Consider the following 14,489-nt stretch of genomic DNA (forward strand, 5'->3'; position numbering starts at 1 on the left):
GGTAAGTATTATATTTGAATTTTAAAAATCTAAATATAACAAAATCAAAATATAATGTTAACTGTTTAGCATTACCGGCATCACAAGCATGGTAACAGTTTCTCCTTCTTCTAATCCATCAACAGGGGTAAGGATTCCGGCTCTGTTTGGTAATGACATTTCAAGCATAATCATATCAGATTGTAGGTTAGTCAACATTTCAGTTAAGAAACGAGAATTATACCCTATCTGTATATCATCACCTTGATAATCACAAGTCAATCTTTCTTCCGCTTTATTGGAGTAATCGATATCTTCGGCAGAAACATTCAACTCTGCACCAGCGATTTTCAAACGAATCTGGTGTGTAGTTTTATTCGAAAAAATGGCTACACGACGAACAGAACTCAAAAATAGAGAACGGTCAATCATTAATTTATTTGGATTTTCTTTTGGGATTACCGCTTCGTAATTTGGATATTTTCCATCAATCAAACGACACATTAATACATAATTATCGAAAGAAAAAGTAGCATTTGAATCGTTATACTCAATTTTTACTTCAGCATCTGAAGTCGAAAGAATATTTTTTAAGATGTTCAAAGGTTTCTTTGGCATGATAAAATCAGCAACTTGCGAAGCCATTACATCGGTACGGGCATATTTTACTAATTTGTGCGCATCAGTGGCAACAAATGTCAATCCTTGTGGAGAAAACTGAAAAAATACACCAGACATTACCGGACGTAAATCATCATTTCCTGCAGCGAATATTGTTTTGCTTATGGCTGTTGCCAAAACATCAGCAGGAACAAGCGTTACCGAAGGATCGTCTAAATTTACAGATTTAGGAAATTCAGCACCAGGAGCATAAGCCAAAGCATATTTTCCGGAATTAGAACTGATTTCAATCGTACTGTTTTCTTCAACTGTAAAAGTTAATGGTTGTTCAGGAAATGTTTTAAGGATTTCCAAAAGTAACTTTGCCGGAACAGCAACACTTCCTTTGCTCTCCGAATCAATTCCTAAAGTAGCAGACATTGTAGTCTCTAAATCGGATGCAGAAACTGTTAGCACATTGTGATCTAAATCAAATAGAAAGTTATCTAAAATAGGCAAAGTATTACTACTGTTGATAACGTTACCTAAAACTTGTAATTGTTTCAATAAGTACGAACTCGATACTATAAATTTCATCTGTTTTATTTTATTTTTTAACGTATTTCTCCATATTTAAAATACGATACATTTTACAAATATATCGTAAACAATTCTAGTTTGGAAACTTTTTTATTAACATCTACTTGCTGTATTTTCTTTTTCGAAGGAAAGTAAACACCACACCAAAAAGCAGCAAAATTAGAATTGGAAGCCCGATAGTTATGAATTGCGTAGCACTATAGTTTTCATAAACTTTTTCTTTATCCAATAATGGCAAATCAAGATCCTTACTTCGAATGTTAATAAGTCCGTTGTCATCCAATAGGTAATTGACACAATTTATGAGAAAATCTTTATTGTCATACAAATTTCCAGATCTTTGATCGTAACCTAATTCTAGCGGTTGAAAATTTTTATCCAATTGATTTTTAATCAAATCTCCATCAGAAATCACAATCATTTTATTGTCTTTTCCTTTGGTTTCAAATGTTTTTTGGTCAAATGGCAAAACTCGATTTTCAAACATCGAATGAAACGAACCTTCCAATAAAACGGAAAGTGAAATATTCCCTTTATTCAGGTATTCAGTAGGCGAAGTTTCCTCGGTAACACTATTCAAATTCACTTCTGTTGGAGTGCCTATTTTTTTCGAATATTGTGAGGATTGTAGCAGAATCGTTTTCTTAATTCCGTTTTTCAACGTATCGATAGGATTAGCAAAATCAAACCGGATTCCGCCTAAATTTTTCACAATTGGATGCGGATTGTTAGGATAAACCTGAGGTGCAAATTTCCAGTTAAATTCTTGAAATTGAGTAGCACTTCCTTGTTCTCCGGTAGCCAGTTTTATGGGACTTCCACGTTCGTCTTTTATAATATCTGGATTGATTCGAATGCCGTATTTGAAGAACATATCATTCAAATTCAAATCTCGTGGATACGCTAAAGTAGCACCAGCAGAATTGTATAAACTGTCCATCTCAACAGCTACTTGATCTACAAGCCATAATGTTTTTCCACCGTTGATAATGTATTGATCTAAAACTTGTTTCTCTTCCTCCGAAAAAGTTTCTGTTGGTTTAGCAATAACTGCCAAATCGTATTTTTCTAAAGCTTCTAAACTTCCTAATGGATTTTTTGCAACTGAATCTAAAGTAAATGGACCAATATGATAACTTTCTCTTACTTGCATCAGAAACTTAGCCATTAATACATCTTGAAGCTCGCCATTTCCTTTTATTACAGCGATTGTCTTTTGTTTCTCTTTGGTAATTTTATTCAAGGCATCAGCAATTGAATATTCCAGATGTTGTACGGAACCAATAACTTTTTGGGTTGTGGAAGCGCCCATTCTGTTTTTCAACAAAGGAATATTAACTTCTTTATTGTTGTAAACAGCAATTGCCCAAGGAAAAACCATTGCTTGGGATTGTTTTCCTTTGTCGTCAACCGTTATATTTATTGGAGTGAGTCCTTTGCGATACAACTCTTTTATGTTATCCATACTTTCGTCTTTGTTTTCCAATGGATTTACAAATTCGAAAATAATATTCTTGTTGTATGCCTGAAATTCTTCCAGTAATTGTCTGGTTTCTAGTTGTAATCGTTTAAATTCAGCTGGTAAATCGCTTTGCATATAGACTTTTATGGACAAAGGATTTTTTACTTGTTTGATAATATTCAACGAAGTAGCCGAAAGGGTATATCTTTTATCTTTGGTTAAATCAAAACGATGGAAAAATGAATTTCCAATACCATTTACAAGTAGTAAAATAGCAATTATAAACAATAGGTTTTTGTTTTTAAGGAGTATCATTACGATTTAAGAGATTTTAGATTATAAACAGTAAACGAAAGAAATGCGACTGTAATGCTTACAAAATAGATAATATCTCGAGTGTCTATTACACCTCGGCTCATGCTTTTGTAATGATCTTGCATTCCTAAAGCCGAAATAAAGTTTGAAATAGTTGGTGTAACTGTAGCCAGACCTTCAAATCCGAAGTACAGAAAAAAGCATAAAAAAACCGCAACAATAAACGCTACAATTTGGTTATCCGAAAGGGTAGAAGTAAAGATTCCAATAGAAGAATAGCCTGCAATCAGGAATAATAATCCAAAATAGGAACCAATAGTGCTTCCCATATTAATATTTCCTTCCGGCATTCCTAAACTGGAAATCACTTTTACGTAAATAAAAGTTGGGATAATTGCCATTACTATTAAAAGCAAGGCTCCAAGAAATTTCCCGTTTACAATTTGCCAAATACTCAAAGGTTTTGTTAGCAATAATTCTAATGTTCCTTGTTTTTTTTCATCCGAAAAACTGCGCATCGTAACGGCCGGAATCAGGAAGATTAGAATCCAAGGAGCTAATGTGAAAAATGGAGTCAAATCGGCAAAACCAGTATTTAAAATATTGTAATCCCCTTCAAAAACCCAAAGAAATAATCCGTTGATAATTAGAAAAATGGCAATAACCAAATAGCCAATGGGCGAACCAAAAAAGGATTTTATTTCTCGTAATACTATTGATTTCATTTTTTGTTTTTGTTTAAGGTTTTAAATGTTTAAAGTTTAAAGTTTCCAATGCAACAACTTTAAACCTTAAACTTTAAACTATTTTTTATTCTAAACTTACTAATTTATCCACACTCCAAGCTTCCGGTTTGTCGTTGAATAATTTCTTGGTGAATGTCCAAACATCATAAAAAAGTTCAGAATTTCTATAATTTTCTAAATCCGCTTCGGTTTCCCAATAGCTGTAAGTTAAGAAAATGCTTTTGTTGTTTTTATCCTGATACAGTTCTAAGAAACGGTTTCCCGGCGCATTTCGTATTTTATCTTTCATTAACTCGAAGTTTTCTAAAAAAGCAGGAATATTTTCCTCGTGAAAACTCAATTTTACAATTCGTATAAACATTTGATTTATGATTGGAGATTAACGATTTTTGATTTCAGATATAGGTTTAAATCATTGCAATTCTTGATTTGATGCAAATTTTTCTTTACTAGATTGGTTTTTAATAAATTGCGCTACTTCTAGATAATTCTGTTTTAAATTTTTAAATCTAATTTTTATAATTGTTTTCATATTAAGTTGCTTTACATCTGAAATCATACATCTGCAATCAAAAATCTTTAAATAAATTTTATAGTTACAACATCCCTATAATTCAATCCCAATAAACTATTTGCAGAGCCTACTTTAGAAGGATTGCTTCTAAAAATGGCAATTTCTAGAAAACCGGCTTCATTGAAAATGGCCAATTTTTCCCCTTCATAATATTTTATCGGATATTTATCAGAACTCGCAATCGCCGAATAATTGGGTAAAATGGTTTTGATATTTTTGGTTTTCATGACAATTTCATAAGGCCGTCCTTTAGCAACTTCAATAAAATATTTCTTAGTTATATTGGTCACTACATTCCCAAAATGGTCAATGTAAATGACATGTCCTTTCAAAGAATTACCGTCAACGGCTATTGCAGGCTGTAAGTCGGTGACTTGCTTGATGGTATTTATTTCTTTACCAATAACGTTCATTAAACCGCCTTTGGCAATGTGGCAGGCTACTTTTACAAAAACATCAAGATCAGTGGCTTCATTATGCAAACGGTCGTGGATATTTATTGCCACCATTTTTTGCGGAACAATTTTTTGCGAAAGCATACTCAAAATGCCATTATCAGCGGCAATAAAATAATGATCGTTCCATTGCATGACGATGTGTAGATTCTCTTTATTGGATTCCATATCTACTCCAATAAGATGAACAGTACCTTTTGGAAAACTTGCATAGGATGCGCCAATAATGTAACTTGCTTCTACCGTGTTGAATGGATCTATGTCGTGTGAAATATCAATAATGGAAGCCTCGGAATACTCAGATAAAATCTTCCCTTTCAACGCACCTACAAAATGGTCTTTCAATCCGTAATCAGTAGTAAGGGTAATTATTGACATAAATTTGTTTATAACTATTGGTGTTATGTAAACCTTATTTTATTAAATTTGAGAAGTGCAAAGCTAATAATAGTAAACTCAAAAAAACGAAAAACAAAAAACAAATTCTATTTAAAAACTAGAAATTTACCCGACAGCCAATTGATTTATAAAAAAATTAATTCTAATTTAAAACTACCTCATTTGAACGAAAGAATAATCGAGCTCATAGACATCGCTCCAAAAGACTTTTGGGGCGCTCAAGACACTCATCTTGAAACAATTAAAAAATATTATCCCAAATTGAAGATTGTTGCTCGGGGAACAACCTTAAAAGCTTTTGGAGAAAAAGAGGTTTTAGACGAGTTTGAAAAACGATTTCAACGGTTAATGGTACACTTTTCACGATACAATAATATTGATAATAATGTAATTGAACGTGTTATCCTTGGGGATGGTCAGGAAGAAAGAAAATTCCAGGGACAAGATAAAATATTAGTGCATGGTGTAGGTGGGAAAATCATTAAGGCAATGACTGCCAATCAACAATTGTTGGTGGATACCATGAATAAAAATGATATGGTTTTTGCTGTTGGACCTGCAGGAACCGGAAAAACCTATACTGGTGTTGCCATGGCGATAAAGGCACTTAAAGAAAAAGAAGTCAAACGGATTATACTTACACGTCCGGCAGTAGAAGCAGGGGAGAACCTAGGATTTCTTCCTGGTGATATGAAGGAAAAGCTGGATCCTTACATGCAGCCTTTGTATGATGCGCTACGGGATATGTTACCCAATGAAAAGCTGGAGGATTATATTTTAAAAGGAATTATCCAGATTGCACCTTTGGCATTCATGCGCGGTAGGACATTGGATAATGCTTTTGTAATCTTGGATGAAGCCCAAAACACAACGCATTCGCAAATGAAAATGTTTCTGACCCGTATGGGGAAAAGTGCTAAATTCATGATTACCGGCGATCCCGGACAAGTCGATTTGCCACGAAGAACTATTTCCGGTTTAAAAGAAGCAATTTTGGTTCTGAAAGATGTTGACGGAATTGGAATTGTTTACCTTGACGATAAAGATATTGTGAGGCATCGTTTGGTCAAAAAAGTGATAGATGCATATAAGCAAATTGAGAATAATGATTAAATAAAAAAAAGGCTTTACAAAAGCCTTTTTTTTTGTGAATTACTTTTTCTGTTTTTTTCTTAAAACATAGCACTCCAATTTTTGAATTCGATATCCGAAAGTTTGTATTGATTTAAACTTTCGATAAAAGAAAGATAAGCGGTATTGAATAATGATTTTAGTTTGCAATGGTGTGGTTGAAAGATACAAGGTTTTGAATCACAATTAATGATAGGCGTATCGTCTTGTTCTAACAGATGAATTAAATCACCTAATCGAATTTCTTTTGCTTTCTCAGAAATCAGTATTCCGCCATTTTTTCCTCTTTTGGTAATAATTAATTGATTTGCTGATAAGAATTGAACCACTTTAATGAGATGGTTTCGCGAAATTTTAAAAGTATTTGCTAAATCATCTAAAGAACTTTGCGGATTGTCTCTTTTTTGATTCAGATACATCAAAACGCGCATACTAAAATCGGTAAAGTGATTCAATTTCATATTAAAATGTGCTAATTAAGGCTTAATAATTGGGGACCAAATTCTTCGTAAAGTATATTTTCTCTTTTTACGCCAAGTGCAACCAAAGATTGATATTGAACTTTTATAAAAATTGCCGGTCCGCAAATATAATATTTTGCATCCTTAATAAGGATTTCTTCTTTAATTTGATGCAAATCGATTCTTCCTTCAATGGCGTTTGTTTCTGATTCGGGTAAAGTTTCATAAAAAACAAAAGAGGTTAACCAATCATTTTCGCTGTTTAACTCCTCGATTGTATCCTTAAACGCATGAACATTTTCATTGCGACAACTGTGAATCCAAACTGTTTGGTTTTTTTGAAGGGAGTTTTTATTGGTTTCTACCATACTCATCATTGGTGTAAGTCCAACGCCTCCACTGACCAATACTAAAGGATTTCTTGCTTCCGGATCAGCAAAGAAGACTCCCGCAGGTGCACTAACTTCAATTGTATCACCCTCTTTTTTGTTATGTAATGCATTAGAAACTATTCCGTCAGGAGTTGTGTTGTGACTGATTTCTTTTTTAACCGAAATTCTATAATAGTCATTATTAGAATAAGAAGACAGGCTATATTGTCTAGGCTGTTTATGACCTAATTCCGGAATAAATATACTCACTGACAGGTATTGACCTGGATAGAAATCGGCAATTTCTTTGTTGTCTTCCGGTTTAAGGTAAAAGGAATTAATTTCGTCGCTCTCTTTTACAATTTTGGAGATAATGAAGGTTCTCCAGCCTTTCCAGCCTCCTTTTTTATTGTTTGTTTTTTGATACATTTCGGCTTCTATACCTATCATTATTTGAGCCAGTTCATTGTAGGCACAGGTCCAGGCTTCAATTAATTCATTGGTTGCTAATTCTCCTAATACTTCTTTTATCGATCCAATTAAATGATTTCCAACAATAGCATATTGCTCCGGTTGAATATTTAGACTTACATGTTTATTTCCAATTGATTTTAACGTATTGATCAAAACAGTAGGGTTTTCTATGTTTTCAGCATAAGCAAGAACAGCGCCACTCAAAGCATTTTGTTGTTTTCCGTTCGCTTGATTGGCCATATTAAAAATATTTTTCAGCTCAGGATTATTGGATAACATTCTTTGATAAAAATATGTTATCAAATCATTTCCATTAGTTCTTAAAATTGGCACAGTTGCTTTTATTAATTCTTTTTGACTTGTATTCATGATTTATAAAATTTATATTTTTACAAATATAGCAATCATTTTACAATTGTTGTATTTAATATGCAACAAATATTTTAATTGTATTTTTTAAAATATATTTAGAAAAGATTAACCCAAACTTATTATAAATTTTTGCGTTTCTCTCTAAAATTGAATAAATTTGGAATAATTAAAAATGACAGTGAAAAACGAAAAATGATACAAGAAAAAATAAAAGTCGTGATCAGCGATTTAGACGGAACTTTACTTAATTCAGACCACAAAATTTCAGAATATACAAAAAGTATTTTTCAAGAACTCCACAATCAAAATTATTTAATTATTGTAGCAACAGGTCGCCACCATTTAGACGCGATGCCGATTGTGGAATGTTTAGAGATTCCTCTTTATTTGGTTACGTCTAATGGAGCTAGGATTCATTCGCCAACGAAAGAACTCCTTTTCTCGGTTAATATGGAAAGTGAGTCCGTAAAATCGGTGTTGTCTTTAGATATTGACCCGGAGATTACAACCGTTTTGTTTAGAGAAAATGTTTGGCAAACCAACAAACACAATGAAAAACTAAATAGCTTTCAAACGGAATTAAATTATCATCCGGAACTGGTAGATTTTAGTACGGTTGAAGATTTAAGTGCTATAAAAGTGTTTTTTACCCATGATACCCATTCCAAATTATTGGAACTAAGAGAACAAATCTTAGAAAATCATTCCTCCCTTTTTAGTCATGCTTTTAGTCTTCCGCTTTGTTTAGAATTTATGGACAAATCAGTAGATAAAAGTGTTGCGATTGAAAAAATTTTAGAAAAAGAAAATTTGTTTTTCCATGAAGCAATGGCTTTTGGCGATGGATTCAATGATGAAAACATGCTTAAATTAACCGGTAAAGGATTAATTATGGGAAATGCCCCGGAGAGTTTGAAAGATAAACTTTCTCATTTAGAAGTGATTTCAACTAATGATAATGAAGGAGTTGCTAAATACCTGTCCCAAAAATTATTAAAAAAATGTACTTCAGAAGTAGAGTAGGTGTGAGTAATAAATTTGTTTTATTTTGAATTTTCCAAATTTATTGGTAAAGCATTATTTATTTATACTTCGAGAATGATGATTCTTTGCTTTTCTTTCCAAAATAATCATAAATTTGCAGCTACTTAAAAAAATAATACAACACTAATAATAATGAGCAACACCATAACAACTACTGATTTTAATTTTCCAAACCAGAAATCTGTATACAGAGGTAAAGTAAGAGAAGTTTATAATGTAAATGATGATCTTTTAGTAATGGTTGCCACGGATAGGCTTTCGGCTTTTGATGTAGTTTTACCAAAAGGAATTCCTTATAAAGGTCAAATCCTAAATCAAATTGCTACTAAATTCATGGAATTAACGCAAGACATAGTACCTAATTGGTTAATTGCAACTCCGGATCCTAATGTAGCTGTTGGTCATTTATGTGATCCTTTCAAAGTGGAAATGGTAATACGTGGATATGTTTCCGGTCATGCTGCTCGTGAATATGCCCTTGGCAAAAGAGAAATTTGTGGCGTTACAATGGCGGAAGGTTTGAAAGAAAACGATAAATTTCCCGAACCAATTATAACACCAACTACCAAAGCGGATAACGGAGAACATGATGCTGATATTTCAAGAGGCGATATTCTTTCTAAAGGAATAGTTTCTGAGGAAGATTATGTGGTTTTAGAAAAATATACCAGAGCTTTATTTCAAAGAGGAACTGAAATTGCTGCCAGTCGCGGATTGATTTTGGTTGATACCAAATATGAATTTGGTAAAACCAAAGAGGGTGTAATCGTTTTGATTGATGAGATTCACACACCTGATTCGTCTCGTTACTTTTATGCAGAAGGATATCAGGAAAGACAAGATAAAGGAGAGGAACAAAAACAATTATCAAAAGAGTTTGTTCGTCGTTGGTTAATTGAAAATGGTTTTCAAGGGCTGGAAGGACAACAAATTCCTGAGATGACAGATGAATATATAGAAACGGTTTCTGAAAGATACATTGAGTTATACGAAAATATTCTAGGCGAGAAATTCGTTAAAGCTGATATTTCAAATATTGATGAAAGAATTGAAAAAAATGTTTTGGCTTATTTAGCGAAGAAATAAAAAGACTTTTAAGAAAAAGAAAAACCGCAATTCTGAATTGAATTGCGGTTTTTCTTTATAAAAAACAGTACTATTTTTCAAGAACTACTTTGAGATTATTCAATCCATCTTGTAAATCTTTTCCAAGTATTTCTTCCATATTCATTACAGCTAGCATTAGATTCATCGGATACGGCATTTTGCCGTCAAATCCCCACTTTACTTTGGTTTGATTTGGCGAAATGGCTTCCGTTATAATGTAAGCATTATCGGTTGATTCAAAAGGAACTTTAAAACGCAATTCAAAATCAATCCGTTCTCCTTCAATGATTTTCTTGATTTCCTGTTCTCCAACACCTACATTTTTGTCTTGGCTATTCCATGAATATACAAATCCAACCGTGCCGTCAGTTCCTGAAAAGGTTTTAATCATTTTTGGATCTTTTCTATTCCAAACACTAAAATTATCCTGATTTTTAATGTATTTAATATAATTGTAAACACTATCCTTGGGTTGGTTGATAGTGATTTCCCGTTCTACAGCATAGTTTTTTGGCAGAAATAAAGCAACAATCAATACCAGTGCAATAAGTGCCAATAAGCCTAAAATAATTTTTTTGAGAATGTTCATAGTTTTAAAAATTAAGGTTAGTAATTATTTTGATTTTTTAATTTGTGACTCGTAACAATTAATCCAGTCAGTGACAGACATTTTTTGCATGAGCTCTGCAATTAAATTAAAAGGAATTTGATCAAATTTTTTAAATCGAATGCAACTTTTTCCCATCTCGATTTTTTGAGTACTGTATTTTGGATATTCCGACATAAACCATTGCAGTAATTCCGGATTGGCATAAATTCCCATATGATAAACCGCAATAAAATTCTTTTGGGAGGCAATGTTTACAAAAGGCAACGGTAGTTTGGAATCACAATGATATCCATTAGGATAAATAGAATGTGGTACAATGTAACCAATCGTTCCATAAGACATTTGTTCAACAAATCCTTTAGGAATAGTAGCAACTATAGTTTCTCTAAGTTTAAGAAATACTTGTTTTCTTTCGTCGGGAATTTCTTTTAAATACTCCTTAACATTTTTTGCTTTTGATTGCATTTTAAGAATTGTTTAAGTAAAAATACTAAAAAAGGAATAATTATAATTTGAATTCTATACTTTTTGTTAAAGCATGAAGAGGTTGTTTGTTTAATTATTTAATATGTAGAATTTTTAAAACGCAAATACTGTTAAATTTTGCTGACTAAATCGTTTGTATATAAGTACGTTATGATTTAAATAGTAATTCATAAAAGTTAATATTTTGTTAAAATTAAGTACCTTGTAAAACAAGATACCTTTCTTTAGACGTATATTTGCATAGAACATTAGTTCAAAATTTAAATCATCAAAAAATCAATCAATTAACAAAAAATCAATCATCATGAAAAAATCAATCGTTTACCTAGGAATTGCTTTAGTTACATTCTCAACTGTTTCTCATGCATCAAATCGCAATTATTTTACTCAAAAAGAAATCAACCATTCCATTTATAAAGGTGTAACTCCTTTGTGTGTTGCAATCTACAAAGGAGAAATTGATCTTATAAGAAAATTAATCGTATACGGTATTGATGTGAACGAAAAATCAAATGGGTTAACTCCATTGATGATAGCTGCAAGGTATAATAAAGTTGAAATCATCAAATTGTTATTAGCCAATGGAGCACAACTAAAAGAAAAAAATGAGATTGGTGTTAATGCATTAAAATATGCCGAAATATCTAATGCAAAAGAAGCTGTAGCGTTTTTGAAATTTTCGGAATCAAAACCTGTTGCTAGTCTTTAGTATTTAATTTAAATTAAAAAAGCATCATCGTAATTTACAATGATGCTTTTTGTATTTGCAAAATAAAACTAAGACTATTTAAAATAAGAAAATGTTTCTTCGTTTTCTAACTTCAACAATGTTTCATATATCAATTTAATCACATTTTCAACATCATCACGATGAACCATTTCAACGGTTGTGTGCATATAACGCAACGGTAATGATATCAAAGCTGAGGCAACGCCGCCATTACTATAAGCAAAAGCATCAGTGTCAGTTCCAGTTACGCGAGAAGAAGCCAATCGCTGGAACGGAATTTCTTTAGCCATTGCAGTTTCTAATATCAATTCTCTCAAATTATTCTGAACAGCAGGAGCATAAGTAACCACAGGACCTTTACCAATTTTTGTTTCTCCTTCGATTTTCTTTTCAATCATTGGAGTAGTAGAGTCGTGGCAAACATCGGTAACAATCGCTACATTAGGTTTGATGGTTTTGGTAATCATTTCTGCACCGCGAAGACCTACTTCTTCCTGAACAGAATTCGTGATATATAATCCAAAAGGAAGTTTTATTTTATTTTCGTGTAACAAACGAGCCACTTCGGCAATCATGAAACCACCCATACGGTTGTCAATAGCGCGACAAACAAATTTGTTTTCGTTCAAAATCATGAATTCATCAGGATATGTAATTACACAACCTACGTGAACGCCCATTTTATCTACTTGATCTTTAGTTTCGCAACCAATGTCAATAAATAGATTATCAACTTTAGCTACTTCTTCCTTACTTCTGTTTCGAGTATGGATCGCTGGCCAGCCAAAAACACCTTTTACAATTCCGTTTTTAGTATGAATATTGACACGTTTTGAAGGTGCAATTTGGTGATCAGAACCACCATTTCTAATCACGTAGATTAATCCGTCATCAGTAATGTAATTCACATACCATGAAATTTCGTCAGCATGACCTTCAATTACTACCTTATAAGGAGCATCTGGATTTATAATTCCCACTGCAGAACCGTACGTGTCTGTTATAAAAGTATCAACATAAGGTTTCAAATAATCCATCCATAATTTTTGCCCATCGCTTTCGTAACCTGTAGGTGATGCGTTGTTAAGATATTTTTCTAAAAACTCAAGTGACGACTTCTTTAATATTGATTTAGTGCTCATGAAATTATTTTTTTGCTAAATTATAAATTTGGCATCACAGTTGTGTATATAATGTATAATTTTGCAATTAAATTTTTCGATCCATGAAGATTATTCAGCTTTTCTTTTTTTTACTTTTTACAACTATATATGTCAATGCACAAGTAACTCCAAAGGATACAACCAAGATGGGTTATGTATTGACCGAAAATGATTCTATACTTAACGACACCATACAATTAGAAGAAATAGTAATTCACAAAGAAAAACTGGATCCCGAAGCAAGAAAGCAATTTTTGATTCTTCAAAACCGAGTTTATAAGACCTATCCGTATGCAAAATTGGCTGCTGAAAGGTTAACAGTGCTGAATAGAGGCATGGCAAATCTTAAAACAAACAAAGAGAAAAAAAGATACTTTAAGATAGTAGAAGGGTATCTTAGTAATGAATTTGAAGCAAAACTAAAAAAACTATCGCGCAAGCAAGGTCAAATACTCGTTAAGTTAATCCATCGTCAAACCGGAATCACAACGTATGAGCTAGTCAGAGATCTCAAAAGCGGTTGGAAAGCCTTTTGGTCGAATACTGCAGCCAGCATGTTTGACATTAATCTAAAAACAAAATATGCACCTTACGATGTCAATGAAGATTTTTTAATAGAAACCATATTAGTAAGAGCATTCGATTCAGGAAGATTACAAAATCAAAAACCTGCAACACCTGTTGATTATGACAGTCTCACCGATACTTGGGAAACCAGAGCTGCTAACTTAAAACAGTAAGTGTTATTTGGGCGTTCCCCATTATAAAAAAGAGGCAATTATCAGTATAGGTAGTTGCCTCTTTTTTTATAATGGGTCGGGCTTTACGCTGCAAGTCCTCGAAAAATTCCATTTCATTCCATTTTTCTGCCGGCTTTCCGCTGCTATCCCTAACGCGGGCCATCGTTTTTAGGAACTTTGTTGTTTCTGTGAAGGATGAATTTCTACCTGCTAATTGCATTTCATTTGACTTTGTCATTTCGACAAAGGAGAAATTTCACTCATTGGTATTCATTTGCTACCTTATATATAGGACTGTAGCTTTCACATGTACGTAGTATTCATTACCTAAATATATAATGATTGTCACTAATCCTATCTATTTAGTCACCCTTTCCTTTGGAGAGTCCCGAAGCATCGGGAGGGGAGAGGAAAATAGTTTCGTTTCAAGTCGCATGTTTCCAGCGAGTTAAAGATTAAGTTAAGGAGACGTCAAAAAAAAGGTTTAAAAAAGCTTGTTAAAGCGAATAAAGGGACTACTTTTGCACCCGCAACAACGCATACGTTCTTTAATAAACTGGCAAGTAGTACGAATCAAACGGGAAAATTTATTTTCTAAAAAAGATTCAGAAAAGCTTGTGAGATTAGAAAACGGATGTTACATTTGCACCCCGCAAAACAAGCAAAGTTC

General features: G+C 32.8%; 16 protein-coding genes. 5 read left to right on the plus strand and 11 right to left on the minus strand.

The window, feature by feature from the left end; all coding sequences use genetic code 11:
• Window positions 1-57: 57 nt before the first annotated feature.
• The 5 genes from dnaN to ACM55M_RS17195 form a co-directional block, all read right to left on the minus strand.
• On the minus strand, window positions 58-1,176 hold the full coding sequence (gene dnaN / locus ACM55M_RS17175; protein WP_416858902.1) for a DNA polymerase III subunit beta: 1,119 nt from the start codon (window positions 1,174-1,176) through the stop codon (window positions 58-60).
• A 103-nt stretch (window positions 1,177-1,279) separates the two neighbouring features.
• On the minus strand, window positions 1,280-2,956 hold the full coding sequence (gldG, locus tag ACM55M_RS17180; RefSeq protein WP_416858903.1) for a gliding motility-associated ABC transporter substrate-binding protein GldG: 1,677 nt from the start codon (window positions 2,954-2,956) through the stop codon (window positions 1,280-1,282).
• The gene (gene gldF / locus ACM55M_RS17185; protein WP_416858904.1) at window positions 2,956-3,681 is read right to left on the minus strand and encodes a gliding motility-associated ABC transporter permease subunit GldF; all 726 of its coding nucleotides are present in this window, start codon (window positions 3,679-3,681) and stop codon (window positions 2,956-2,958) included. Before gldF ends, gldG begins: the two co-directional genes overlap by 1 nt.
• An 85-nt stretch (window positions 3,682-3,766) precedes the next feature.
• Entirely contained in the window at window positions 3,767-4,063 is a 297-nt protein-coding gene (locus tag ACM55M_RS17190; RefSeq protein ID WP_416858905.1) for a putative quinol monooxygenase, read from the minus strand.
• Window positions 4,064-4,281: 218 nt separating this feature from the next.
• Complete coding sequence (locus ACM55M_RS17195; RefSeq protein WP_416858906.1) at window positions 4,282-5,109, minus strand: SAM hydrolase/SAM-dependent halogenase family protein; 828 nt, start codon at window positions 5,107-5,109, stop codon at window positions 4,282-4,284.
• 183 nt (window positions 5,110-5,292) lie between these two features.
• Here ACM55M_RS17195 and ACM55M_RS17200 point away from each other — a divergent pair, with 183 nt between their 5' ends.
• On the plus strand, window positions 5,293-6,243 hold the full coding sequence (locus tag ACM55M_RS17200; RefSeq protein WP_416858907.1) for a PhoH family protein: 951 nt from the start codon (window positions 5,293-5,295) through the stop codon (window positions 6,241-6,243).
• Window positions 6,244-6,302: 59 nt separating this feature from the next.
• Here the strand turns inward: ACM55M_RS17200 and ACM55M_RS17205 are convergent, their stop codons facing one another.
• Together ACM55M_RS17205 and hmpA are read right to left on the minus strand one after the other, a co-directional pair.
• Entirely contained in the window at window positions 6,303-6,722 is a 420-nt protein-coding gene (locus tag ACM55M_RS17205; protein ID WP_416858908.1) for an Rrf2 family transcriptional regulator, read from the minus strand.
• An 11-nt stretch (window positions 6,723-6,733) separates the two neighbouring features.
• Window positions 6,734-7,936, minus strand: a complete 1,203-nt coding sequence (gene hmpA, locus ACM55M_RS17210) for an NO-inducible flavohemoprotein (protein ID WP_416858909.1) — start codon at window positions 7,934-7,936, stop codon at window positions 6,734-6,736.
• A 195-nt stretch (window positions 7,937-8,131) separates the two neighbouring features.
• Between hmpA and ACM55M_RS17215 the strand changes: the two genes are divergently transcribed.
• Both ACM55M_RS17215 and ACM55M_RS17220 read left to right on the plus strand, forming a co-directional pair.
• Window positions 8,132-8,962 carry a Cof-type HAD-IIB family hydrolase gene (locus ACM55M_RS17215; protein ID WP_416858910.1) on the plus strand — a complete coding sequence of 277 codons (831 nt, stop codon included), beginning with the start codon at window positions 8,132-8,134 and terminating at the stop codon, window positions 8,960-8,962.
• A 153-nt stretch (window positions 8,963-9,115) separates the two neighbouring features.
• Window positions 9,116-10,069 (plus strand): phosphoribosylaminoimidazolesuccinocarboxamide synthase, encoded by a 954-nt coding sequence (locus tag ACM55M_RS17220; protein ID WP_416858911.1) that lies wholly within the window; start codon window positions 9,116-9,118, stop codon window positions 10,067-10,069.
• Window positions 10,070-10,139: 70 nt separating this feature from the next.
• Here ACM55M_RS17220 and ACM55M_RS17225 read toward each other — a convergent pair whose 3' ends face one another.
• Together ACM55M_RS17225 and ACM55M_RS17230 are read right to left on the minus strand one after the other, a co-directional pair.
• Window positions 10,140-10,679 carry an SRPBCC family protein gene (locus ACM55M_RS17225; protein WP_416858912.1) on the minus strand — a complete coding sequence of 180 codons (540 nt, stop codon included), beginning with the start codon at window positions 10,677-10,679 and terminating at the stop codon, window positions 10,140-10,142.
• Window positions 10,680-10,703: 24 nt separating this feature from the next.
• Window positions 10,704-11,165, minus strand: a complete 462-nt coding sequence (locus ACM55M_RS17230) for a DUF1801 domain-containing protein (protein WP_416858913.1) — start codon at window positions 11,163-11,165, stop codon at window positions 10,704-10,706.
• 325 nt (window positions 11,166-11,490) lie between these two features.
• Here ACM55M_RS17230 and ACM55M_RS17235 point away from each other — a divergent pair, with 325 nt between their 5' ends.
• Window positions 11,491-11,895 carry an ankyrin repeat domain-containing protein gene (locus ACM55M_RS17235; RefSeq protein WP_416858914.1) on the plus strand — a complete coding sequence of 135 codons (405 nt, stop codon included), beginning with the start codon at window positions 11,491-11,493 and terminating at the stop codon, window positions 11,893-11,895.
• A gap of 74 nt (window positions 11,896-11,969) precedes the next feature.
• Here ACM55M_RS17235 and ACM55M_RS17240 read toward each other — a convergent pair whose 3' ends face one another.
• Window positions 11,970-13,058, minus strand: coding sequence for a M42 family metallopeptidase (locus ACM55M_RS17240; protein ID WP_416850619.1), 1,089 nt, complete (start codon window positions 13,056-13,058; stop codon window positions 11,970-11,972).
• An 83-nt stretch (window positions 13,059-13,141) separates the two neighbouring features.
• On the opposite strand from ACM55M_RS17240, the gene ACM55M_RS17245 reads away from it, so the two are divergent.
• Entirely contained in the window at window positions 13,142-13,819 is a 678-nt protein-coding gene (locus tag ACM55M_RS17245; protein WP_416858915.1) for a DUF4294 domain-containing protein, read from the plus strand.
• Here ACM55M_RS17245 and ACM55M_RS17250 read toward each other — a convergent pair.
• On the minus strand, window positions 13,803-14,057 hold the full coding sequence (locus ACM55M_RS17250; RefSeq protein ID WP_416858916.1) for a hypothetical protein: 255 nt from the start codon (window positions 14,055-14,057) through the stop codon (window positions 13,803-13,805). The genes ACM55M_RS17245 and ACM55M_RS17250 overlap by 17 nt on opposite strands.
• Window positions 14,058-14,489 lie beyond the last annotated feature (432 nt).

Origin of the sequence: Flavobacterium galactosi, assembly GCF_048158585.1 — a bacterium.
GTDB classification, from domain to species: Bacteria; Bacteroidota; Bacteroidia; order Flavobacteriales; family Flavobacteriaceae; genus Flavobacterium; species Flavobacterium galactosi.